This is a genomic window from Flavicella sp. IMCC45668 (assembly GCF_057219105.1).
Genome location: NZ_CM170114.1, coordinates 1,889,616 through 1,912,924, shown reverse-complemented (window position 1 = coordinate 1,912,924; position 23,309 = coordinate 1,889,616). Strand labels below are relative to the sequence as shown.

Genomic DNA, 23,309 nt, shown 5'->3' with positions numbered 1-23,309 from the left:
TAAAGCTTATTTTATTTTTTCGGATGTTTTTACCTGTAAAGACATCCTTTTTATTCCTTGATACAATTTGATTTTGTGATTTAAGTTGTTTTGTACTATAAAATAATAAAATTTAAATTATGATTACAAAATTACTTAAAATGAGTCTTGCGACTCTAATGATTACAGGAATGGGCTTAAATGCACAAGTTACAGGTTATGATTTCGATGCCTTTGGTTTTGAATCTCAAAATGTAGTTTGGACTACGGCTACAAATATTTATGATTCTCCTGGAAATATTGTTGAAGCTTGGTCTCAAGTTATCGGATTCGAGCAATCAAACGAACAAGCATACGGAGGAAGTAGTTATAGCCTGAAGGTTGATTTTACAACGCCGATAGATACTCCTAAACTTCAAACTTATAGATCAAATACAAATAAAGAAGGGAATTTTGAGATTGGGTCAACAGGTAATTATATTGTCTCCGTTTGGGTATATTTAACAAACTTGTCAAGTGGAACATTAAAGTCTACAGTGCAAGAATCTTCAGCTGGTACCTATAATGCTAATTTTGACTTGTCTGAGGTAACCCAAGCTGGAACTTGGACTCAGTTGCAGGATGAGATAAATATTACCTCTATTGGTACTAATTCAACAAAGTTTTGGTCTACGGTGAATTTTACATCAATTCCAAGTGCTACTATTGTTTACGTAGATGATTTATTGGTAACCAAAGGGTCTTTATCAGAAAAAGGAGAAGTGCTAGAAAATGTTTCAGTATACCCAAACCCCGTAAATGATATTTTAAATATTTCTGCACCTTTAAACAGCGAAATTACGATTACAAATATTGCTGGTGTGGCGGTTAAATCATTTACAACTAATTCTGAAAAGACAGGAGTATCAGTGAAAGGTTTAATTTCTGGAATTTATATTGTAAAAGTGATTTCTGAAGGGAAAAATTTTGTTACAAAAGTAGTGATTCAGTAGTTATTAAGTTCAATTATTTATAAAGGCTTCATGGAAACATGAGGCCTTTTTCTTTTCTATAAAAGACGGTTTTGGATGTATGCATACATAAATTAAACGCTTAAAGACATGAAAAGTATGTTGTCAGGGTATTTTTGATATGAATACTGAATCAATCTCTCTAAAAGGGGAGTTAAATATGAATGAATGAAGAAAATTATTTTAACAGGGTTACTTTTAATATCGAGTGTTACTTCCTTTGCGCAAATGATCAATGTAGCGGACCATGGAATAAAACCAGGAAAGGATGTAACTTTTGAGGTAAACCAATTGATAGATAGTTTAAATGGTAAGGAGGGAGTCACATTGTTTTTTCCAAAAGGACAATATGAGTTTTATCCTGAAAACGCCATAGAACAATATAGAGCTGTAACGAATCATGACAATAGTTTGAAAAGATTGGCTTTTCCTCTTTTTGATTTTAACAATTTTACTTTAGATGGAAATGGATCTACATTTATGTTTCATGGGAAAATTTGCCCCATAACGGTAGAGGGGTGTACCAATACAGTTCTTAAAAATTTTACGATTGATTGGGAACATTCTTTTGTAAATGAATTAATTGTACTAGAAAATAATACCAATGATAATTCATTCATTGCAGAAGTAAATAAAGGGCAATTTGAGTTTGATGTAAAAGAGAATCAAATTCTTTTCCATCATTATGACTGGTGGGATGTAATTGGTCAAAATATTGCCTATGATGGAGAGAAAAAGGCGGCCATGTGGCATACTAAGGATTATTTTTTAAAATATAATTCCAAAACGAAAGTTTCAAAACTAACCAATAAGACAGTTAAGTTTACAAATATTACTAAGAAAACTCCACCCGTAGGAACTGTTTTTGCTACCTATGGACCTAGTCCAGGTGGAAATAGATTTGCCCAGGCGATTCATTTATCTAGTTCTAAAGATAATTTTATAAACAATGTTACTGTCTATGCTGCAGGTGGAATGGGTTTGATTGCAGAAAGATGTGAAAACATTAGCTTGGATACCTTTAAAGTGACTCCAAGGTCTGATAGATATATGTCTACGAGAGCAGATGCAACTCATTTTCTAGGTTGTAAGGGATTGATAAAGATTGAAAATTGTTTGTTAGAGAAAATGATGGATGATGGGATCAATGTGCATGGAGCATATATAAAAGTAGTTGAATATCAAGGGGAGAATACTTTTTTATGTGAAATTAGCCATAAACAGCAATGGGGACTCGTTTTTGCGGAGCCAGGAGATAAAATTATGCTAACATCACGAGAAACGGTTTTGCCAATTCAAGAAATGACCGTTACAAAAACTAAAATTTTAAATGACAAACGTGTTTTGATTACTGTTGCTGAGTTACCTAGTAAAACCAAAGGACTTCTTTCTTTTGAAAATATTACATGGAATCCTGATTTATATGTCAATAATAATATAATTCGTAAGAATCGTGCAAGGTCTGCTTTGATTACTACAAAGGGGAATGTGTTGGTAGAGAATAATTATTTTTCATCTCAGATGCATGGCATTTTAATAGAAGGAGATAATAAATCCTGGTATGAATCGGGAGGTGTAAGGAATGTTGTAATTAAGAATAATGTATTTGAAAATATAGGCTATGGAAATGGCGAGTCTTACCCATTATTTGCTTCTCCTATGTTGACTTCGGAGCAATACTTAGGAGATGAAAAATATCATTTTAATATAACTTTTTCTAACAATATAATTAAAAGTTTTAATGGTCATTTGGTGTATGCGAAATCTGTCAAAGGTTTGAAAATAGAAGGAAATTCTATTGAATTATCAACGTATTATCCAGTTGGAAGTGAATTGCCTGCATTTGACTTTAATTATTGTGAAGAAACGGTGCTATCGAAAAATAAATTTAAGGGTTTTAAATGGCCTATATCCATTAAGAAAATCAATAGTGATCTTAATTTTAAGCTAAGTAAGAATAAAGGGATTTCTAAATAAATTATATACAGAGAAATGAATAGATATAATTTTATACTAGTGGCTTGTTTGTTTTTATCCTTGTCTAAAATACAAGGACAGCATCAACCTAAAACAAATGTAATTTGGATCATTACAGACGAGCATAATTTTAGAACACTTGGTTGTTATAGAGACCAGTTGACTTCGGATCAGGCTTTTGTTTGGGGAAAAGAAGCCGTTGTTGAAACTCCTAACATAGATTCATTGGCGGAGTATGGAACTATTTTTAATAGGATGTATTGTAGTGCAGCAGTCTGTACCGCTTCAAGAGCATCTATGTTTACCGGAATGTACCCAATGACTTTAGGGATTCCCAACAATTCTAATAAAAAAGGGGATGGAAAATACCTAAAACCTGAAGTAGTAACTATTGCAGATGTTTTATCAGATGCGGGATATGTAACTGGATATGCTGGAAAATGGCATTTGGCCGAAAGCAATGGTGTCAATGGAAATAAAGATAAAGATGAATGGTGGTCTCCTTATCCTGTTGGACATCCTGAAGATACTTATGGTTTTCAGGATAAACGTTACATGTTTAATGGAGGGCATGATAAATATAAAGGGATTGATTCTGAGGGGAATCCTTACAGAGCAGCTAAAAAACCAAAGTTGATAGGAACGGATGCATATGGTCAACCGTTGTTTGCTGATAAGAGATCAAAAAATGTAAAACATACTACGGATTGGTTGGCAGATAGGGCGATTGAATTTATTGAAGACAATCGAAGTAAGCCTTTTTATTATGTGGTTAGTATACCAGATCCACATACGCCAAATGAAGTACGGGCACCTTATGACACTTTATTGGATAATGTTGAGGTGAAATTACCTGAAACCTACCATATAGCACAGAAAAATAAAAAACATTTGCAGTCTTGGCAAAAACCTGATGGTAAGTCAGATGACCAAGAAAAAATGAAACATGACATTCGCCAATATTTAGGAATGGTCAAATTGATTGATGATAATATCGGTAGGATTATGCAAAAATTAAAAGAGGAGGGGATCTTTGAAAATACGATTATCATGTTTTCTTCTGATCATGGTGATTTGCTAGGAGAACATGCCAGGTCAAATAAGGGAACGATCCATGAAGCTTCTGCAAAAATACCGTTTGTACTAGCACATGGGCAAAATAATAATAGCCCTTTAATTCCAAGAAAAAATGTTGTGAATTTAGCTGCTAATAATACAGATTGGATGCCTACTTTTTTGAGTCTTTTAGGAGTTGAATGTCCACCGGTTGCAGGAAGGGATATAACACCGATCTTACAAGGTAACGCTCCCTCTGATTGGAATGATGTTACTTTTACGAGACTGGGACATTATGCCGCAATAACGCAACGGTATAAACTGCATATAATAGCCAACAAGAAACCATGGTTGTTTGATATAGAAAAAGATCCAAATGAAGTAATAAACTTTGTCGATGATTCAAAATATAAGTCGGTGGTAAAAAAACTTTGCTTGGAGTTGAGGAATTATATGGAATTGTCAGGTGATAAAAACCCTAAAATTGAAAAGGAGATAAAGTCGCTTTTATCAAGTATGTAATTTTTTTTTGAGCTGATTATTAGAAACACTTATAGATATTTTTATGAGTGTTTTTTTTATATAAAAAATTAAAAATAGTGGATTTTAATATTTAGAAATTGAATAACTTGCGGACCAATAAAATAAAGGGAAGCCATTGGGTTTCTGGGGAAATAATGAGTGTTTTGAATATACGATCTAATTTTAAAAAAGAATTTTTTCTTTTGGCAAGTGTTTTTTTATCTGTTATAAATGGTTTCTCTCAGGAATCAAGGCCTGCCGTAGAAGAAGTTTGGTTTCAATATTATAATAATTCTAAAATATCTAATTCATGGGGTGTTTCTTCTGATGTAGGATATCGATTAAAAGAAGGTAGGTTTGTAGATCTTTCGCAATATTTTATTCGTTCAGGAGTTTCCTATACGTTTAATCCAAATTTTAAATTAATTCTTGGAGGGGCTTTTTTTAAAACTCATTTTCATGGAGAAGGAAAAGTAACAGAATTCAGACCGCATCAACAATTAAATTCAAGTCATAAATTAGGGAAAATAGGTTTTGGAAATAGGGTACGTATAGAGCAACGTTTTATAAATATTGCTGCCGATGGTGGTGTTCCTTCGGAAAGCACGTTCAACTTTAGATTTAGGTATAGATTTATGTTCGATTTTCCTTTGCTAAATTTATCTCATTCCAATAAAGAAAGAAAGTTGTCTTTTGTGGTGGGAGATGAAATTTTATTTAGTGCTGGTAAGGGAGACTTTTTTGATTTCTCAGTTCAAAATAGATTTTTGGTCGGACCGGTTGTGAAGTTTAACAAAAAAAATAAATTGTTTGTTTTTTACAACTTTACATCCGTTTCAAAAGATATTCCTGATATTTCCGATGAGTTCGGGATTTTGTGGTTAGGATATAAACAAACGATGGATTTTAGAAAATAATATTATGAAGAAGGTTTTAATTGTTTTGTGTGTAGCGTCATTGTATTTAATTTCTTGTTCAAAAGAATATGACAAGGAGATTGTGGTAGAAAAACTTGCCGAAACTACAACGAGCTGGAATGGGGATCAATTACCAAGTTATGGAAAAGGACAGCCAAAGGTAACCGTCTTAAAAATTACGATACCACCTAATACCAAATTAAAATGGCATAAACATCTTGTGATCAATTCTGGAATTCTTTTAGAAGGGGCTCTAAAGGTTGTTGATGAAGAGGGAGAAGAACTTTTTTTAAATAAAGGAGATGTTATTGTAGAATTGGTAAATAAATACCACTACGGTATAAATGAACAAGATGTGCCTGCTCAGATTGTGGTGTTTTATTCAGGTAATGTAGATGTACCTATAACTGTTTTAAAAGATACAAGTGCGGATTCTGAACATTAAAATGTGAGCAATATTTTTTTTATAAGGATGTGTTTTGGATATTAAGCATTCATTCTAATGATAACTTGGGCTAATCAATTTTGTCCTGTTTTGAAAAAAATCTTAAAGAATTCCTTTGAGGATGATCCTGTCCTTTAGTGTGGTGTGTCTTTTTCGGCGGTTTTAGGCATTCTGATTGAGTCGAATTGTGATTTTTTCGTTTGTAGAAATCTTGTTTTTGTTAAGTCGTAGTAAAACAGTAGGTTGTGTGCGATTAAAGCACTGTTAAACACACTTGTTTTACCCTAGAGTACAACATATTTACCCCTAAATACCTTTACTTTTTTAATAAATTTCAATTTTACAGTGCTTGAATAGGCAATTTGCTTATTTGATAAACCTATTAATCAACACTGGAATTATGAAAATTAACAAAATCAAATTTTTATTTGGAATTTGTTTCATTGCCGTCTCAACACTTGTTGGGCAAACGAATAATGTAATAAAGTTTTCAACCACTATAAAGGAAGATGCAACACCACATGTTCTTCAAAAAATATTGAGATTAGAATCTCGTGCTAACGTTGAAATTTCTTTTGAAAAAGGAACTTATCATTTTTATCCAGATAAAGGTTTAGAATCGTTCGAACATATTTCTAATCATGGAGATTTGATGGTTAGGACAGCATTTCCCTTAAGAGATTTTAAGAATGTGACCGTAGATGGAAATGGAGCAACGTTCATTTTCCATGGAATCATGATTCCTTTCCTTATTGATGGGAGTTCTAACGTAAAAGTTAAAAATATTAGTATTGATTGGGCACAAGCCTTTCATAGTGAAGGTTTGATAATTGGTCACAACGAAGAAGAACATTCTTTTGATATGAAAATATCAGATGAATATCCTTATGAAATCAGAAATGAACAATTAATTTTTGTTAAGGAATATTACGAGCATGGAATCGGACAATCTATTTTATATGATCCCGCAAGAAAAGCTATCGCTTTTGATACCGAATCTTACACAAATATTAGTCTAGCGTCTAAAGTGAAATCAAGTCATAACATTGAAAATATAGCGTACAAGTACGAAGTTGATCATAGAGCTCCCAACCTTAAAAAAATTGGTACAGAAAATAGATTAAAAGTTGTTCAGTTAGAACCTGGAGTGGTTAGGTTATTTGGACACAAAAAGAAATTACCACCTGTAGGAATGATTTTAGTGATGAAAGGTCAGCAAGGTTATAATAGAGTTGCTCCAGCTTTTAGAGTGACGAATACCACGGGGTTTGTAGGAGAACATGTTGAAATTCATCATGCAGGAGGTATGGGGATAATAGCAGAAAATTCATCAGATTTATTATTGGATCATTTTAATATTACGCCATCACATGGTAGAATGGTTTCTACTACAGCAGATGCTACGCATTTCGTAGGATGCAGTGGTAAGGTAATCTTAAAAAATTCAACTTTTAACAATCAATTAGACGATGCTACGAATGTACATGGAACCTATCAAAAAGTTGTTGAGATATTAGATGATTATTCTATTGGAGTAAGAATGGGCCATCATCAACAACAAGGTTTTCAAATTGGTAAAAATGGTGAGACCATTGGATTGGTACGATTGACTAATTCGTTTTTTGCTTATGATAGGTTGACCTTAAAGAGTGTAGATAAATTAAATAGTAGGTATCATATTGTTAGATTTAATGAAAAGATACCAGCTGATTTAAAGCCGGGAGATTTGATAGAGAATTTAGATGGCTATCCAGAATTATTAGTGAAAAACTGTGTGATTAGTAATAATAGAGCAAGAGGACTTTTGATTTCAAATCCGGTGAAAACGGTTATTGAAAATAATTTCTTTAGTACAGAAATGGAAGCAATCCTAGTTCCGGTTGAAAGTGGACATTGGTATGAGTCCGGAAATGCTGCAAATGTAATTATTCGTAATAATATATTTCAAGACTGTAATCACTCTGGATATAATAGAGGGGTGATTCGTTTTGTGACGGATGATGATAATCAAAATATTGCTTTTAAAAATATAGAGATTTCAAATAATACTTTCAATCATTTTGATAATTTAATACTAGAAATCGCTAATACTGATGGTCTGTTGTTTACAAAAAATACCATTACCAACTCAGGTACTTTCCCTCAACTATTTCCAGAAAATCCTATAGTAAGATTGAAATCTTCTAAAAATATAGTTTTCAAAAAAAATAAATACAAAGGGAAAGCCAAGCAGAAAATCTCAAATGATTCAAAATCAGAAAAAGTAAAATTTAAATAATTCTTAACTTAACACGACCATATGAAAAGAAACCAAACTTAAAACGAAACTAATTACCTCTTAAATGAATTTTATAAATAGTTCTAAGAGCTAGAAAAATCAATTAACCAAACAAATACTTATGAAAATTAATAAAACTAAAAATAGCAAAGTAGTATTCAGGATTCTGTTTGCCGCTTTCATAACCATCTTTTCTAGTTTGTCCGCACAAGCACAAGAAAATTCTGTTAGTGGTGTTGTAACAGGGGCTGAGGATAGTATGCCTATCCCAGGAGTTTCTGTTACAGTTACTCGAAATGGAAAAACATCTGGAACCACTACAGATTTTGATGGGAACTTTACCATCAATGCATCTAATGGTGATGTGTTACGATTTAGCTATATGGGAATGGATGAAAAAAAAGTCACTGTTTCTGGAACTACCGTGAATGTCTCTTTAACGTCCTTGGTAGATGAGCTTGAAGAGGTTGTCGTTATTGGATATGGAGCACAAAAGAAAAAAGAAGTTACAGGAGCAGTTGCTCAAGTAAAGGCAGAAGCCATTGAAGATTTTGTAGCTGCAGATGTTGCGAACTCTTTGCAAGGTATGGTAGCGGGTGTAAACGTTACGGCTGCAAGTGGAGAACCAGGGGAAGCTTCCAGTATTCAAATTAGAGGTATTACTTCTTTGTCTGGGAGTAACACACCACTTTTTGTTGTTGATGGTATTCCTCAGGAGGGAGATCCTCAATTGAGTCCAAACGAAATTGAAACAATAGATATATTAAAAGATGCGGCATCGGCTGCTGTTTATGGAACAAGAGGTGCAGCTGGGGTGATTTTAATTACGACCAAGCGAGGTACAGCAGGAAATGCTAAAGTAACTTTTTCAACATCTTATGGAATCCAGTCTTTAGGAACAGGTACTCCTTTAATGAATGCAGATGAAAAACTGAGGTTTGAAGTACAAAAATACAATTTAGTCTCGAATCAATTTGAGCCAGGACCTCATAGAAATCCGGAATGGTTGAATAATGATAATGAATTTAGAGATTATGTTTTAGTAGATTATGCAGGAACAACACAGCATAATTTGAATATTACTGGAGGAACCGATAAGTTTACTTACAATGCTGTTGTAGGTTATTTTGATCAAGAGGGTACGATTATCAATTCTGGTTATAAAAAATTAAATGGGCGTGCTACAACTACCTATAAATCGGATAAATGGAAGATTAATACAAGTATAGCATTTACGTTAGATGATAAAGATATTGTAAGTTCAGGTTTATTAATTACAACCATGAAATATCCACCATATTATCCAGAAATTGAGCCTGCTCAAGATGTGATTTATACCAATGGTAGTGGGGGGGTTACGACACCTGCCAATAATTTAGCTCAAGCTTTAAAGAGAAAAAATAAGAGAAGACAAGATAAAATTAATGCAAGTTTAAGTTTGAGTTACAATTTTACACCTGATTTTTATTTTATTACAAGAACAGGGGTAAATGTAAACAATGTATTGAATACTACTTTTGTTCCTAAGTATGCTGTTGTTGATATCACTGATGACACTTTTGAGGTAGATCCAACAAAGAGTTGGGTGCAACACCAACACACTAGGTTTAATTCTTTCTCATGGGATGGAAGTTTCAATTACAAAAAGAAAGTAGGAGGCCATACCTTTAATGGATTAGCATCTTTGACGTATTTTAGAGAGGAATCGGAAGATTTTACAGCAAGAAAAGATGGAGTAGCTAACAATAGTATAGAAGTAATAAATGGAGCAACAATCAATCCTAATGCAACTTCTGGGTTTAACTATACAAATCAAATAATTGGATTCTTAGCTAGATTACAATACAATTATAAAGGGAAATATTTAATTTCTGGATTGATTAGAAGAGATGGTTCGTCAAAATTTGGAGCGGCTAAAAGATGGGGAGCTTTTCCATCGGTTTCTGCTGGTTGGAATGTGTCTAGTGAGAAATTTTGGTCTAATGTAAAGCCAATTGTAAATAATTTTAAGGTTAGGGCAAGTATTGGTACTGTGGGGAATGACAGCTTTCCTGCTTATGAATATTCCGGAGCAATAGACCCTGGAGCTGATTATATTTTTGATCCCGCTGACCAATATGTAGATTTTGGAACTGCAATGTATTCTTATCCTAATGAAGATGTAAAATGGGAAACATCTGTGCAAACTAACTTTGGTATCGATATGTCATTTCTAAAAAACAAATTTATCTTAAATGTAGATCTTTACAATACTGACAAAAAAGATATGTTGTTTCCAGTGCGTTTACCAGGATCAGCAGGAGCTTATTATGACCCTATTACAACTTATAATATTGGGAATATGACGAATAAAGGATTAGAATTGGCCTTGAATTATAAAGAAAATATAGGGAAGAGTAGAATTAGACTAGGTCTTACTTTTACTAAGAACAAAAATAAAATCACCAAAATGGCCAAAGGACAGAATTTGATTTACAATAGTAATTCCACTTTGATTTCTGGAGACCTTAATTCAATTACCACTGTTTTGGCTGAGGGGTATGAAGTTGGTTCTTTTTTCTTATATGAAACTGATGGAGTTATCAAAACACAGGAAGAATTAGATGAGTACATATTACTAGATGGACGACAAAATGCACGACTTGGAGATTTAAAATATATTGATCACAACAATGATGGCAAAATTAACGAAGATGACAAGCATTATATGGGGAGCGCATTGCCTGATTTTGAAATGGGATTCAATTCTAATTTCTCATATAAAAACTTCGATGTGGTAATGAATTGGTATGGTACATTTGGTTCTCAGATATTGAACGGAAATAATGCTGCTGCTTATACTAATGGAGCCCATAAGGCTTTAACTGGAATGTGGACTCCTGATAATTCAATATCTGATATTCCATTACATACCGGAGATTCTAAAAGTGGTTTGTATAACTACACTGGGGTAACAGATCAATGGTTAGAGAGTGGTGATTATTTGAGGTTGAAATTAATTGCTTTGGGGTATTCATTAAGACCTGCAATATGTCAAAGTATGGGGGTTTCAAATTTTAGAATCTATTTGCAAGCTCAGAATCCTTTGACTTTTACAAAATACAAAGGTTATGACCCAGAAGTTGGAGGAGGTAATGTTGCTAGGAGAGGTTTAGATGTATCTAGATACCCTGTAAGCGCCTTGTATACGTTAGGACTTAAATTTACTTTTTAATCTAAAAAACACATTAATATGAAAACAAAATTTATATATTTCATAGGAATGATATTAATGACAAGTGCATTCATATCATGTTCAGATGAGGCTTTAGAAGAAATAAATCCGAATAGTGTTTCTTCGGATATATATTGGTCAAATTTGGAAGAAACGAATGCTGCTTTAACTTCCGTTTATGGAGGAATGTATAATCATTTTATCTTAGGGTTTGATGTTGAAGCTTGGAGGTCTGATTTAGCTTTTCCAAAATCAAGAACAAATCCTTACACCAAAGCCATTCCTTGGTATGAAAAAACTTTTAATAATAGTTTAGCAGATGTTACTAACAAATGGAATGCTTTGTATCAGGTTATATGGAGAGCCAATCAAGTAATTGAGGGCTTAGAAAGAATGGATGCTGAATTTAAAGCTGATGAAAGATGGACAACTCAAATGGCAGAAGCTAGATTTTTTAGAGGATTGTGTCATTTTTATTTACACTCAGAATATAATGGAGGTGAGATTGTTTTAAGAGATAGAGTTCCTAGTCCAACAGAACTTTCTAAACCTTTATCTACTTCGGCAGACGTTCAAGAATTTTTTAGAGCAGATTTAGAGTTTGCCTATCAAAATTTACCAGCTCAACAAGAACAGAAAACAAGAGCTTCTGCAGGGTTAGCGGCAACAATTTTAGGGAAAAGCTACTTGTATTCAAGAGATTATACAACTGCAATGACTTATCTATCAGATGTTATCAATAATTCTGCTTATGGTTACAGTTTGTTAACAGGAAACGATGTTGGTAAATTATTTAGATCTGAGGGTGATTTTAATTCAGAGTCGATATTTGAGATTAATTATGCTAGTGAGCATCAGTTAGAAGATGGTAATTTTGATGAGGAAAGTTTCTTTAATAGATGGGCGCGATATTCAGGTCCGACTGGATCTGTTTTGGGGGCATCTGCATTATTTGTTCCATCAGCTTGGTTGACACATGCTTATTCTAATGAAACTATGGATTCGAATGATCCTAGGAATTATATAGATGATGGTTCAGGAATTAATCAATTGAGAAGTGTTCCCTTAAGAGCAGCGCAGATGATTGCTGTGGTAAATGATGAAGAGTCTGAGTATTATCAGAGTCCTGCAGCGAATACTGTTTTTAATTTCAAAGGAACTGTTTTTTCATTATTTAAAAAATTTACGAATCATGATATAGCTAGTTCAGAAAATGATATTGCCTCTACTGCATGGAGGTCTGGTAAAAACGTGGTTGTTTATCGTTTGGCAGATGTGTATTTGATGTATGCAGAATGTTTGACGGAGACAGGAGATTTAGATACTGCTATTTCATACATAAATGAAATTCGTCAGAGATGGGGAGTAGAATCAATAGGTTTGCCAGATGGATCAAACCATGATTTTAACCTAGTTGTTTATACTCAAGAAACTTTAAGAAAACATATCCAAGAAGTTGAAAGACCTTTAGAACTTTCATTAGAAGGTTTTTCAGAAAGAAGTATTGATCTTAGAAGATGGGGGATTTCAAAACAACGTTTTGAAGATTTAGCTGCAATGGATTTTTATTTAGAAAATTATACAACGCAAGGTGATACTCCAAAAAATTTAAATAAATCTAAAATCATCCAAGGATTAAGTCCAACAGATCCTACAGATCCAACTATTCAGATAAAAGAATATGAACAAGCAGCGGAACGTTATAACAGTGAATTGCATGATTATTTACCATTGCCATTAAGTGAAGTTTTATACAACCAAGAACTAAATAACTAAAAACTTAAATGATGAAAAAAATATTGATATTAAAATCACTTTTGTTTGCTTTTATTTTAGCGGCAAGTTGTGATAACGCTTATGAATTCCCGTATAATGATTATTCGAGTTTTTCTATATACACTAGCGGAACTTGGGCTGAAACTGATAAAGTGTTAAATATAGATAACTATGTTATTTATAAGGATTTGTCGACCAATGCTATTGAACATACTTGGACGATCCCAAGCTCATGTAAATTTTTAAATTCTGAATTTACCGAATTAGACAGCGTATATTCTGATTTTATAATTCCAAATGCTGGAACCGTATCGACAGAAGCACAAGCTAATGTTTTGTTTACGGAACCAGGGATTCAGGAAGTTAAATTGCACAATGTATTTAAAGATTCTGTTGTTGGTTCTGTGCTGACAGGCGGACAATGGGTATTAGATACTATTTTTAAAGTGGATGTGTTTGCAAATGTTAATCCGGCATGTAATGTATATACTGTAGATAGATTGACTGATCCTTCAAACGATCCTATCTTAACAAAAGTGTTAACGCTTACTGAGGATCAATATCCTAAGGAAAGTGAAATGGGAACTTGGGATCAAGTTACCATTGAAGCAGGTTCAGAATTGTATTTCGAAGATCAAACTTCAACAGGTAGGCCTACGAGTCGTAGATGGTATACACCAGGTGCCAGTTCGGAAGAATCAGGTGCGAATCCAGCATTTATCAAATACAATAAGTTAGGAGAGTTTACAGCTTCTATGGAATCTATTAGAAGTGGAGAAGGAGTACCTAGCAATACTGTAGGGAAATTAATTCCATTGGTAATAAATGTAATAGGATCTTCTCAACCTTTTGTACAGTCTGGTAAACCTTTTGTTGAGGAAGATGGAGATGAACAATATATTTCTTTCTCCGTTACAGGAGAAGTAGAAACATTGATTTCAGAAGAAGATAATTTTACGGTTCATGTGACCAATACGGGTGCTGGTTTTGATGGTAATATTGCTGTTCAGTCCGCTAGAATAAACAATGAGGATGCTACGATTATTGAATTGGTTTTAGCGGAAAAGGTGTATAACACTGATGTAATTGATCTTTCTTTTGCTGGTGGGAATATTGTATCTGTGGATGCTAGAGTTTTGGCAGATTTTAGCGCTGTTCCTGTAAAAATGGAAGCAGGAAATAATGTTCTTGTTCAAACTTGGGCTGGTTTTGAAACCTATAAAAATAATTGGAAAACTGCCAATTGTACGGGGTATTGGGTTGGTACAGCAAATGGAACAGCTGAGGCTCCAATGTGGACGCGTACAGAGGAACAAGCTTCTGAAGGTACTGCTAGTATGAAATATACAAAAGCCTCAACAGCAATAAAATTGCAAGGTTCTGATTTTTCAAAACCAGCGGGGTTAACTGGTGGTGAATATTTAGTTTCAATTGATGTTTACTTGGAGTCTGGAAATACGATGAAAAATTTCTTAACAGTATTGTCTGCTCCTTATACCGTATACACATGGGATATAGAATCATTGCCAAGAGGTGAATGGGTTACACTTTCTCAAATAATTACGATACCGGACGTTGCATCTGGTGTGAAATTAAATTTTGATATGTCTACACCTGAAAATGCAGGTTCGTTAGATGGAGAAGTAATATTCTTAGATAATCAAAGTTGGGTTGTTTTAAATCCAAGACCATAATAATTTTATCAAATTTATTTGGAAGAGGCTGTGTTTGACACAGCCTCTTTTTTTTGTTAAAACAGCCGTATAAACCTTTAGATACATTTTATAAACTGAGATACACGGAATCTTTTCTTATCTGAAGTATATTTGAATAACTATTGACATATAATTAAAGAACATATAAACGAATCATGAAAAGTATAATCAGTCAAATTTTAGCATTAAGCGCTTTATGTATTTTAAATTCTTGTGCTGAATCAAAACCAAAACTTAGTGAATCAAAACCAAATGTAATTTACATTTTGGCAGATGATTTGGGGTATGGAGATATAAGTAGTTATGGACAAGAAAAGTTTTCTACGCCTAATTTGGATGCTATGGTTGCAAACGGAATGAAGTTTACACAGCACTATAGTGGAACTTCTGTTTGTGCGCCATCTAGATCCTCTCTAATGACTGGTCAGCACACAGGGCATACTCATATTAGAGGAAATAAAGAATTAGGGACTGAAGGGCAAGAGCCTTTAAAAGGGAGTTCTATTACCATTGCTGAGGTTATGAAAGAGGCAGGTTATGTTACCGGGGCTTTTGGTAAATGGGGTTTAGGGTTTGTTACAACGGAAGGAGGAGCCACGCGCCAGGGGTTTGATGAATTTTTTGGGTACAACTGTCAACGTATGTCTCATAGATATTATCCAACTCATATTTGGCATAATGAGGAAAAAGTATTGCTTGAAGGAAATGATTGGACGCATAAAGTAACCTATGCTCCAGATGTTATTCAAAAGAAAACATTAGAGTTTATTGAGAAAAATAGTGACAAGCCATTTTTTGCATATGTACCGATAATATTGCCACATGCAGAAATGATTGCACCGGAGGATCCAATTTTTGAAAAATACAAAGGGAGGTATGCAGAGATACCTCATACTGAGGAATCGGACAATTATACATCAGATTATGGACCTAATATGGTTCCGAAACATTATTGCCCGCAACCAACTCCGCATGCCGCGTTTGCTGCCATGGTTGATAGATTGGATATGTATGTTGGACAAATAGTTGACAAAGTAAATGAATTGGGAATTGCTGAAAATACAATTATCATGTTTGCTAGTGATAATGGTCCTCATGGAGAGGGTGGAGCTGATCCTAAATTTTTTAACTCGGCAGGAGGGTTGAAAGGAATGAAGAGAGATCTGTATGAAGGTGGTATTCGAAGTCCTTTTATAGCAGTCTGGCCAAATAAAATAAAAGCAGGTTCTACTACAGAACACATATCGGCTTTTTGGGATGTAATGCCTACAATTGCGGATTTAGGTGGTGTTAAAACTCCAAAGCAAAGTGATGGAGTGTCATTTTTACCAACATTATTGGGTAAGGAAACTCAAGAACAACATGAGTTTTTATACTGGGAGTTTCATGGGAAAGGTGGTCGTCAAGCTGCAAGAAAAGGAAAATGGAAAGCGGTGGCATATCAAATAGAAAATCCCAAAAAGACAACTTTTGAGTTGTTTGATTTAGAAAAAGATCCATCAGAGTCTAATGATGTTGCATCCCAATATCCAGAAGTAGTGAAGGATATGAAGCGAATTATTAAGGAATCCCATATAGAGTCAGAAATTTTTCCATTTAAATGAAATATGAGCAGCTTTTAAAATATTACTGTTTTTTTGTTTTAGGCTTATCTTGTCAGTGCTTGGTTTTTTCTCAAGTTGTAAAAAATAACAATGTTGTTAGTGAGGAAAAATACCAAATAGTTGCCGGAGAGTCTTTAAGTGATTACCGGGTCAATTTGCTTCCGGGCAAGTACGATATGCGTATGTTGGTTTGGGTGAATGAAGGGTCGAGTCTTAGAGGGATTAAGTCTGTTATTCTGGCGGAAATACCAATTGATGTAACTTGGGATTTGTTTGGGATTGAAAAAGGATCGTGGATTGAATTAAAAAAAGATTTTTATTTGACTACAGAAGTGTCAGATGCACTTTTTAGCATAAAAATGCAGAAAGATTTTTTAGGAGTTGGAGAAGGGGAAGTCTACATAGATGATATTAGGATTCAAAGGAATCAAGATTATTTGGAAACAGATAACTTTAGTATCCAAACAGTGGGTGAAACATGTTTAGATAAAAATAATGGTAAGATAATTATTGAAGCAAAATCAAGTCAAAATTATACTGCAAATTTAGATGGAGTAGAATTTAATTTTATGGAATCTTTAGAAATCGAAAATTTATTCTCAGGTGAACATAATTTATGCATTTCCATTGAAAATTTGAATTTTGAACAATGTTATTCTCTTCAAATCCCCCAAGGGAAAAAACTTTTATCTAAGATGGGTTTTGATAAAGGTATGGCTACAATTGATATCGAATCTGGGACACCACCATATACGATTTTCTTAAATGATGAGATTGTTTTAACCACTTCTGAAAAACAAATTAAATTGATTTCTAAACATGGAGATGAAATCAGAATTTCATCAAATGTGGCATGTGAAGGAGTGGAACATCAGAAACTTACTAGTGAGTTTGTTATTTATCCAAATCCAACGGAAGGAGAATTTAGGATCTATGTTCCAAGTGAAAGAACATCTGTATTTGTAACCATTTTTAATTCGTTCGGTAAAAAAGTTTGGAGTGGAACAAGAGAAGTAGAAAATGGATGGATCTCGATGGATCTAAGGGAATTGAGTTCTGGGGTGTATTCAGGGGTTTTAACTCTTGATAAACCAGAAAATTTTAGGCTGATAAAAAATTAAACTGCGGTGACTTTTATCAGACCTAACTTTTAAAACTCTTTTGAAAAAGATTATATTTACTTTAGTTTAATCAAACAAAAATAAATATGAAAAGTAAAATAATATTTTTATCCCTTATAATTCTTGTTGCTTCTTGTCAAAACAAAAAAAGTTCTAGTGGACAGAATCAGACAGTTGATAATAAAGAACTGTTAAAATTGGCCGATAGTTTAGAGTTGAAGCAAACTGAATATGATGATTTAATTGATAGTGTCAATACTTTAAATAAAAAATCTGATTTGTTTTACCGAAAGATACATATTCAGAAAAAAGAAATTGATCGACTAAAAGATGAAAATAAAATATTTGCTGATGTAATTGCTAAATTAGAAAAGAAAGAGGAAAAACCTGTTCTTTCGAAACAGGAGAAGGCAATTCAAAATTTGGTATTTAAAATGCACAAGTCTTGGGCTAATTTGATAAAAAGCAAAGACCCAAATGATGTTCTTCAATATTTTAATTCGAAATATTTAGTAAGTAGAATTTCAATAGATAAAGACGATAAAGCATCGGTTTCAAGGTTTTCTCATGATGACTTTAAAGAATATATTGAGAAAACTATTATTGCTGAAGATGGCTTGTCAGTTGAATTTGCTGATGTTGACTTTTTGGATATCGAAATTAAAGATAACGCTTATTTTAACGTAGCCTATAAATGCGTTATGGGAACTTACCGTAATGATAGGTTGGAGGCAACTAATTCTTTATTGGTCACTATTACCGGAAAAAATATTGAAGGAACTTGGGGGATTTCTAGTTATTCCTGGGTCAATTTTAAATATGGTATGGATTAATTTTCTAAAAAAAAGAGTTCCAATTGGAACTCTTTTTTTTATCTGTTTTCTGCTGATGTATTTGTAAAACTAGGAATAATTGATTTTTTTAAATCATTATATTCAAAAGAGGCAACACCTAAATCACCTTTTTTCCATGTGTCATAAGCAGTTGAATTTTCAGAAATTAAACATTTTAAATAATGTTTGTTTACCATTTCACTTAATTTAGAAACAGTCAATGATTTATTTTTTTTAATTTCTCTAGTTATTTTTTGAGCACTTTCTGCAGTAATCGCATTTAAAATAGCAATTCCATACAACTCGTCTTTTTGATTTTTAAATACATCGCCATTTTCGTGATGTGTGTTAAATTCTAAAATAGAGACATTTTCAAATCCAACACCAGCTTCATCAAGAATTGCTACTGTGTTAAGATGTTTGTCAATATATTCTTCAACTTTTTTATGCATGTTTGAAATTGTTTATTCGTTACTGGTTGCAAAAGTAAACGTTTTTTGAATACTGATAGATATCATATTTCATTCATTTAAAGATTAGGACATTTATATGGTGTAACCAATACTTAAAATTATGGATCGTGATACGCCTATTTCAAAAATTATGACCACAAATGTAATTGCTCTTACTTTGAGTAATTCATTGTTAGATGCGGAGCAGCTATTTAAAAGCTATAAAATACGGCATATACCAGTAGTAAGAAATAAGGATATTATTGGTATTTTAAGTTTGACCGATTTACAAAGAATAAGTTTTACTGATATGAGTCAAGAGCATAGTCCAGAAACAGAAGATACTTATTTAGAAAATTTAAGTGTTGAGCAAGTAATGGTAAAAAATCCGATTCAAATAATTGCAACTAAAACTATTAAGGAGGTGGCAGAAATTTTGTCAAAAAATGAATTTCATGCACTACCTATTGTGGAGGATCACGAATTGATTGGAATTGTAACTACAACAGATTTATTGAATTATTTGATCGAACAGTATAATTGACTATAGTTTGAAGTTGATTCCTTTTTCAACTAGTTTGTCGTATTTTGTTCTGTTGAATTTGTATAAAAATGCACCTTTTTTAGAAGTCGATTTATCCTTTTCATCTAATTTTGTCAGTACATCTAGTGCAATAATTTTTTTTCTAAAATTTCTATCGTCAAATTTCTTTTGATAAATAGATTCATAAAGTCTCTGTAAGCTTGGAATTGTAAATTTTTCTGGAAGTAATTCAAAACCGATTGGTTGATAGCTCGCTTTCAATCGTAATTGAGCTAAAGCATCTTCTACTAGTTGGTTATGATCTAAAACTAAATTTGGCATTTCATCTAAATCATGCCATACCGCTCCGTGTTTTTCTACCAATTCAATGTCTTGGTCTTCAATTCTAATTAGTGCATATTGACCAACCGTAATACAGCGTGCCCCAGGATCTCTTTCAACAGCACCATAAACTTTTGATTGTTGCATAAAAACATTTTCCAGTCCAGTAATTTCGGTTAAAACACGTTTGGCAGCATCGTTAACACTCTCAGTATTTTTCACAAAACTACCGATAAGAGACCATTCTCCTGCAAACGGAGCAATTTCTCTCTTGAAAATCAGTAGTTTAATGGATTGATTATCGAAGCCAAAAATAATACAATCTGTTGCAATTAAAATTTTGTCCTGTGTACTGTAGAAATTTGATTGTTCTCTGCTCATAGAATTCAAAAGTAAATAAAATTGGTGGATTTTAACATCTTTTTTATAAATGTATTAAATACATTTATTATATTTGTAAAACTTTAACTTAAATTATCGCGTCAAATGAGTACGAAATTATCGCAGGCAGAATATGATAGAATAGACAATATCTTTACATCAGGAGATTCTGATGTTTTGAATATTGAGGCACCAGGAAGAATTAATTTAATTGGTGAACATATTGATTATAATGGAGGTAACGTGTTGCCAGCAGCAATTGATAAGTGTATTTACTATTCTTTTAAAAAGAATGATAGTGAAGCAATTTCAAATGTTTTAAGTAAAAACTTTAGTGAAGGATTTTCATTTGATATAACGGTACCTGAAAAACCGGGTGATGGTTGGCTGAGTTATTTATCGGGTGTCCTTTCTGAAATAGATAAAATCAGACCGGGAAAAGTTTCTGGGTTTGATTGTTCATTAGATAGTAAATTACCTATTGGTTCTGGTATTTCTTCTTCAGCAGCACTTTTGTGTGGATTTGCTAAAGGGTTAAATGAATTATTTTCTTTAGAAATTGATGATATTACAATTATAAGATTGTGTCAGAATGCAGAACGCATATTTTCAGGAGCAAATGTTGGAGTGATGGATCAATTTGCGGTTGTTAAAGGGAAAAAGGATCACTTTATTCTCTTAGATTGCGAAACTTTAGAATATTCTACGATACCAGCTGCGATGAACACGAATATGTTATTGTTGTTAAACACAAATGTATCGCATAATTTAGCAGATAGTGCCTATAATGAAAGAAGGGCACAATGTGAATCTGCGTTGGAAATTATTCAAACTAAATATCCAGAAGTGAAGACTTTGGTTGAAGCTACGGAGGAAATGGTTGAAGAGTTTAAATCTGAACTCGGTGAGGATAGAGTGAAAAGAGCTACGCATGTAATTCAAGAGCAGAAAAGAGTTGAAGCAACTGTTGAAGCATTGAAAAATAATGATTTCACCTTAGTCGGTGAACTTTTAAATCAATCACATGATGGGCTTCAAAACTTATATGAAGTAAGTTGTCCTGAATTAGATTTCTTAGCAGCCTATGCGAAAGCAGATGATAGAGTGTTAGGAGCTAGAATGATGGGTGGTGGTTTTGGTGGATGTACCATAAATTTAATAGATGAAAAGAATGTTGAAAGTTTTGTTGCTGATGCGACAAAGGCTTACAAAGAGGCTTGTAATCTTGACTTAACACCAATACCAGTAAAAACAAATAACGGAGTTCAAAAAATATAATTATAATGGCAACAAATATTAATGAAACATCGCATAGAAGGTATAATATTCTAACTGGAGAATGGATTTTAGTATCTCCACATAGAACAAAAAGACCTTGGCAAGGAAAGAAGGAGGAAAAAGCAGTGATGGATACTACAGAGTACGATGAAAATTGTTACTTATGTCCTGGCAATTCAAGAGTTGGTGATGATGTAAATCCAGAATACAAGGATACTTTTATTTTTCAAAATGATTTTGCTGCAATTCTAAATGATGAGCCAACAACTTTTGAAAATGGTTTGTTAAAATCTGAAGTTGAAACAGGGATTTGTAAAGTAGTATGTTTTTCTCCGAATCACTCATTGACAATTCCATTGATGGAGGAGTCTAGTATTACCAAAGTAATAAAACTTTGGAAAAACGAATATACAGATTTAGGTTCTAAAGAAGGAATCAATTACGTTCAGATCTTTGAGAATAAAGGATCTATTATGGGTTGTAGTAATCCACATCCACATGGTCAAATCTGGTCGCAGAGATCTATTCCAGGTGAGATTGTGAAGAAATCAGAAAAGCAAGCTGAATATTTTAATGCGAACGGAAAAAGTTTGTTAGGAGACTATATCAAACAAGAGTTAGAAGGGGATAGAGAACGTATATTGGCTGAAAATGACGATTTTGTTGCATTGATAGCTTATTGGGCAGTATGGCCATATGAGGCAATGATTGTTCCTAAAAAGCACTATCAAAATATTTCTCAGTTGTCGGAAAGTGAAATGGAATCTTATGCTTCTATTTTAAAAGAATTGACAATAATGTATGATAATTTATTTGAAGTTTCTTTTCCTTATTCTGCTGGGATTCATCAAAGTCCGACAGATGGAGGTGACCATGAGGGTTGGCATTTTCATATGTCTTTTTACCCACCATTATTAAGATCGGCAACAGTTAAGAAATTTATGGTTGGTTATGAGATGTTTGCAAGTCCACAACGTGATATTACAGCTGAGCAAGCGGCGGCTACTTTAAAAGCACTGCCTAAAGTTCATTACTCAAAGCAATAAAAAATTGATATTTTATAAAAAGCCAAAACAGAAATGTTTTGGCTTTTTTTATGCCTAAACTTTTAAGGCCTTCCATTCAACGAAAGAAATAAGTCGTTTATCGATAAACGCAATGGTAAAAAAGCTTGTTGTTTTACTTTTGAAGTATAGTTTATTGAACCACTTAATTTATTTATTATGAGAAGAGTTTTACTTATTTATATGTTTTTGACTCCAATATTCATGATTGCACAAAAAAGCTTTGATTTTAAAGGAATGCACGAAACTTTTGGTTGGATTGAATCTGGTGGTTCTAGTGAGAATTCAGGTATTACTACAGAGGGATATGAATTGAATTGGGAGGCGTACAAGACTCCAAAAATCAAGCATGATGCTGCTAATATTGACGCCCAAAAGACACCTATTTTAGCAGTAACAGTAAAGATAAAATCTGATAATATAAAAACATTACGCATCGCTCATACTAATGGGAATATAACAGAAGAGAAAGTATATTTAGCGGATGAAATTTTACACAGAAGTCCGGTCGCTACTACTTATTACTATGATTTATCAGGAGAAAACTGGAAGAATTATACTGATGAGGGTGATCATGATTTTTTTGAAATAGGGTTTCAGGATTATGAGAAGAGGAATCTATTCAGCCCAAGTTCTTACGGAGATTTGGTAATTGAAAAGATTGAGTTCCTAGAAAAAACTCCAGAAGAAAATTCAGATAGCAGTATAAGTGACGCAGGTTTACAGGATAAAAATTGGAAGCAAAACGACAATGGACTGTCTGTAAGTGAAGCTGATTAATGAAATTAAAAGAAGAAAGTGAAAAAGAATTTCTCATTTTAT

General features: G+C 33.2%; 18 protein-coding genes. 16 read left to right on the top strand and 2 right to left on the bottom strand.

The features are described 5' to 3' along the window. The first annotated feature begins 119 nt into the window (after nt 1–119). From AC2DZ0_RS08080 to AC2DZ0_RS08025, 12 genes are all read left to right on the top strand, one after another. Nucleotides 120–971 (top strand): T9SS type A sorting domain-containing protein, encoded by an 852-nt coding sequence (locus AC2DZ0_RS08080; protein WP_484641159.1) that lies wholly within the window; start codon nt 120–122, stop codon nt 969–971. 186 nt (nt 972–1,157) lie between these two features. After that, nucleotides 1,158–2,966 carry an alpha-1,3-galactosidase-related protein gene (locus AC2DZ0_RS08075; protein ID WP_484641157.1) on the top strand — a complete coding sequence of 603 codons (1,809 nt, stop codon included), beginning with the start codon at nt 1,158–1,160 and terminating at the stop codon, nt 2,964–2,966. Nucleotides 2,967–2,981: 15 nt separating this feature from the next. After that, on the top strand, nt 2,982–4,544 hold the full coding sequence (locus AC2DZ0_RS08070) for a sulfatase-like hydrolase/transferase (RefSeq protein ID WP_484641156.1): 1,563 nt from the start codon (nt 2,982–2,984) through the stop codon (nt 4,542–4,544). A gap of 203 nt (nt 4,545–4,747) precedes the next feature. After that, on the top strand, nt 4,748–5,461 hold the full coding sequence (locus tag AC2DZ0_RS08065; protein WP_484641154.1) for a DUF2490 domain-containing protein: 714 nt from the start codon (nt 4,748–4,750) through the stop codon (nt 5,459–5,461). Nucleotides 5,462–5,465: 4 nt separating this feature from the next. After that, entirely contained in the window at nt 5,466–5,906 is a 441-nt protein-coding gene (locus tag AC2DZ0_RS08060) for a cupin domain-containing protein (RefSeq protein ID WP_484641153.1), read from the top strand. A 400-nt stretch (nt 5,907–6,306) separates the two neighbouring features. Next, nucleotides 6,307–8,184 carry a right-handed parallel beta-helix repeat-containing protein gene (locus tag AC2DZ0_RS08055; protein ID WP_484641152.1) on the top strand — a complete coding sequence of 626 codons (1,878 nt, stop codon included), beginning with the start codon at nt 6,307–6,309 and terminating at the stop codon, nt 8,182–8,184. A gap of 121 nt (nt 8,185–8,305) precedes the next feature. Then, on the top strand, nt 8,306–11,398 hold the full coding sequence (locus AC2DZ0_RS08050) for a SusC/RagA family TonB-linked outer membrane protein (RefSeq protein ID WP_484641150.1): 3,093 nt from the start codon (nt 8,306–8,308) through the stop codon (nt 11,396–11,398). 18 nt (nt 11,399–11,416) lie between these two features. Then, entirely contained in the window at nt 11,417–13,174 is a 1,758-nt protein-coding gene (locus AC2DZ0_RS08045; RefSeq protein WP_484644813.1) for a RagB/SusD family nutrient uptake outer membrane protein, read from the top strand. A gap of 11 nt (nt 13,175–13,185) precedes the next feature. Next, on the top strand, nt 13,186–14,868 hold the full coding sequence (locus tag AC2DZ0_RS08040; RefSeq protein WP_484644812.1) for a carbohydrate binding domain-containing protein: 1,683 nt from the start codon (nt 13,186–13,188) through the stop codon (nt 14,866–14,868). Between the two features lie 176 nt (nt 14,869–15,044). Next, a complete protein-coding gene (locus AC2DZ0_RS08035) occupies nt 15,045–16,493 on the top strand; it encodes an arylsulfatase (RefSeq protein ID WP_484644810.1) in 1,449 nt (482 codons plus the stop codon). Beyond that, entirely contained in the window at nt 16,490–17,614 is a 1,125-nt protein-coding gene (locus AC2DZ0_RS08030) for a T9SS type A sorting domain-containing protein (protein ID WP_484644809.1), read from the top strand. Before AC2DZ0_RS08035 ends, AC2DZ0_RS08030 begins: the two co-directional genes overlap by 4 nt. A gap of 86 nt (nt 17,615–17,700) precedes the next feature. Then, complete coding sequence (locus AC2DZ0_RS08025; RefSeq protein ID WP_484644808.1) at nt 17,701–18,447, top strand: hypothetical protein; 747 nt, start codon at nt 17,701–17,703, stop codon at nt 18,445–18,447. A gap of 38 nt (nt 18,448–18,485) precedes the next feature. Here the strand turns inward: AC2DZ0_RS08025 and AC2DZ0_RS08020 are convergent, their stop codons facing one another. Then, entirely contained in the window at nt 18,486–18,899 is a 414-nt protein-coding gene (locus tag AC2DZ0_RS08020) for a hypothetical protein (RefSeq protein ID WP_484644807.1), read from the bottom strand. A 121-nt stretch (nt 18,900–19,020) separates the two neighbouring features. On the opposite strand from AC2DZ0_RS08020, the gene AC2DZ0_RS08015 reads away from it, so the two are divergent. Continuing rightward, nucleotides 19,021–19,443, top strand: a complete 423-nt coding sequence (locus tag AC2DZ0_RS08015; protein ID WP_484644805.1) for a CBS domain-containing protein — start codon at nt 19,021–19,023, stop codon at nt 19,441–19,443. Here AC2DZ0_RS08015 and AC2DZ0_RS08010 read toward each other — a convergent pair whose 3' ends face one another. Further along, a complete protein-coding gene (locus tag AC2DZ0_RS08010) occupies nt 19,444–20,145 on the bottom strand; it encodes an NUDIX hydrolase (protein WP_484644804.1) in 702 nt (233 codons plus the stop codon). Nucleotides 20,146–20,250: 105 nt separating this feature from the next. Between AC2DZ0_RS08010 and galK the strand changes: the two genes are divergently transcribed. The 3 genes from galK to AC2DZ0_RS07995 all read left to right on the top strand — a co-directional run bounded on the left by galK (nt 20,251) and on the right by AC2DZ0_RS07995 (nt 23,267). Then, complete coding sequence (gene galK / locus AC2DZ0_RS08005) at nt 20,251–21,423, top strand: galactokinase (protein WP_484644802.1); 1,173 nt, start codon at nt 20,251–20,253, stop codon at nt 21,421–21,423. Nucleotides 21,424–21,428: 5 nt separating this feature from the next. Beyond that, nucleotides 21,429–22,469: a UDP-glucose--hexose-1-phosphate uridylyltransferase gene (locus AC2DZ0_RS08000; protein ID WP_484644801.1), complete on the top strand. Its 1,041-nt coding sequence runs from the start codon at nt 21,429–21,431 to the stop codon at nt 22,467–22,469. A gap of 177 nt (nt 22,470–22,646) precedes the next feature. Continuing rightward, the gene (locus AC2DZ0_RS07995) at nt 22,647–23,267 is read left to right on the top strand and encodes a hypothetical protein (RefSeq protein WP_484644800.1); all 621 of its coding nucleotides are present in this window, start codon (nt 22,647–22,649) and stop codon (nt 23,265–23,267) included. Nucleotides 23,268–23,309: the final 42 nt, after the last annotated feature.

What these genes read in the sequence shown, in the direction of transcription:
- AC2DZ0_RS07995 (WP_484644800.1), top strand. Translation starts at nt 22,647, where the DNA reads ATGAGAAGAGTTTTACTTATTTATATGTTTTTGACTCCAATATTCATG.
- AC2DZ0_RS08075 (WP_484641157.1), top strand. Translation starts at nt 1,158, where the DNA reads ATGAAGAAAATTATTTTAACAGGGTTACTTTTAATATCGAGTGTTACT.
- AC2DZ0_RS08050 (WP_484641150.1), top strand. Translation starts at nt 8,306, where the DNA reads ATGAAAATTAATAAAACTAAAAATAGCAAAGTAGTATTCAGGATTCTG.
- AC2DZ0_RS08000 (WP_484644801.1), top strand. Translation starts at nt 21,429, where the DNA reads ATGGCAACAAATATTAATGAAACATCGCATAGAAGGTATAATATTCTA.
- AC2DZ0_RS08035 (WP_484644810.1), top strand. Translation starts at nt 15,045, where the DNA reads ATGAAAAGTATAATCAGTCAAATTTTAGCATTAAGCGCTTTATGTATT.
- AC2DZ0_RS08040 (WP_484644812.1), top strand. Translation starts at nt 13,186, where the DNA reads ATGAAAAAAATATTGATATTAAAATCACTTTTGTTTGCTTTTATTTTA.
- AC2DZ0_RS08010 (WP_484644804.1), bottom strand. Translation starts at nt 20,145, where the DNA reads ATGAGCAGAGAACAATCAAATTTCTACAGTACACAGGACAAAATTTTA.
- AC2DZ0_RS08060 (WP_484641153.1), top strand. Translation starts at nt 5,466, where the DNA reads ATGAAGAAGGTTTTAATTGTTTTGTGTGTAGCGTCATTGTATTTAATT.
- AC2DZ0_RS08045 (WP_484644813.1), top strand. Translation starts at nt 11,417, where the DNA reads ATGAAAACAAAATTTATATATTTCATAGGAATGATATTAATGACAAGT.
- AC2DZ0_RS08080 (WP_484641159.1), top strand. Translation starts at nt 120, where the DNA reads ATGATTACAAAATTACTTAAAATGAGTCTTGCGACTCTAATGATTACA.
- AC2DZ0_RS08070 (WP_484641156.1), top strand. Translation starts at nt 2,982, where the DNA reads ATGAATAGATATAATTTTATACTAGTGGCTTGTTTGTTTTTATCCTTG.
- AC2DZ0_RS08030 (WP_484644809.1), top strand. Translation starts at nt 16,490, where the DNA reads ATGAAATATGAGCAGCTTTTAAAATATTACTGTTTTTTTGTTTTAGGC.
- AC2DZ0_RS08020 (WP_484644807.1), bottom strand. Translation starts at nt 18,899, where the DNA reads ATGCATAAAAAAGTTGAAGAATATATTGACAAACATCTTAACACAGTA.
- galK (WP_484644802.1), top strand. Translation starts at nt 20,251, where the DNA reads ATGAGTACGAAATTATCGCAGGCAGAATATGATAGAATAGACAATATC.
- AC2DZ0_RS08055 (WP_484641152.1), top strand. Translation starts at nt 6,307, where the DNA reads ATGAAAATTAACAAAATCAAATTTTTATTTGGAATTTGTTTCATTGCC.
- AC2DZ0_RS08015 (WP_484644805.1), top strand. Translation starts at nt 19,021, where the DNA reads ATGGATCGTGATACGCCTATTTCAAAAATTATGACCACAAATGTAATT.
- AC2DZ0_RS08025 (WP_484644808.1), top strand. Translation starts at nt 17,701, where the DNA reads ATGAAAAGTAAAATAATATTTTTATCCCTTATAATTCTTGTTGCTTCT.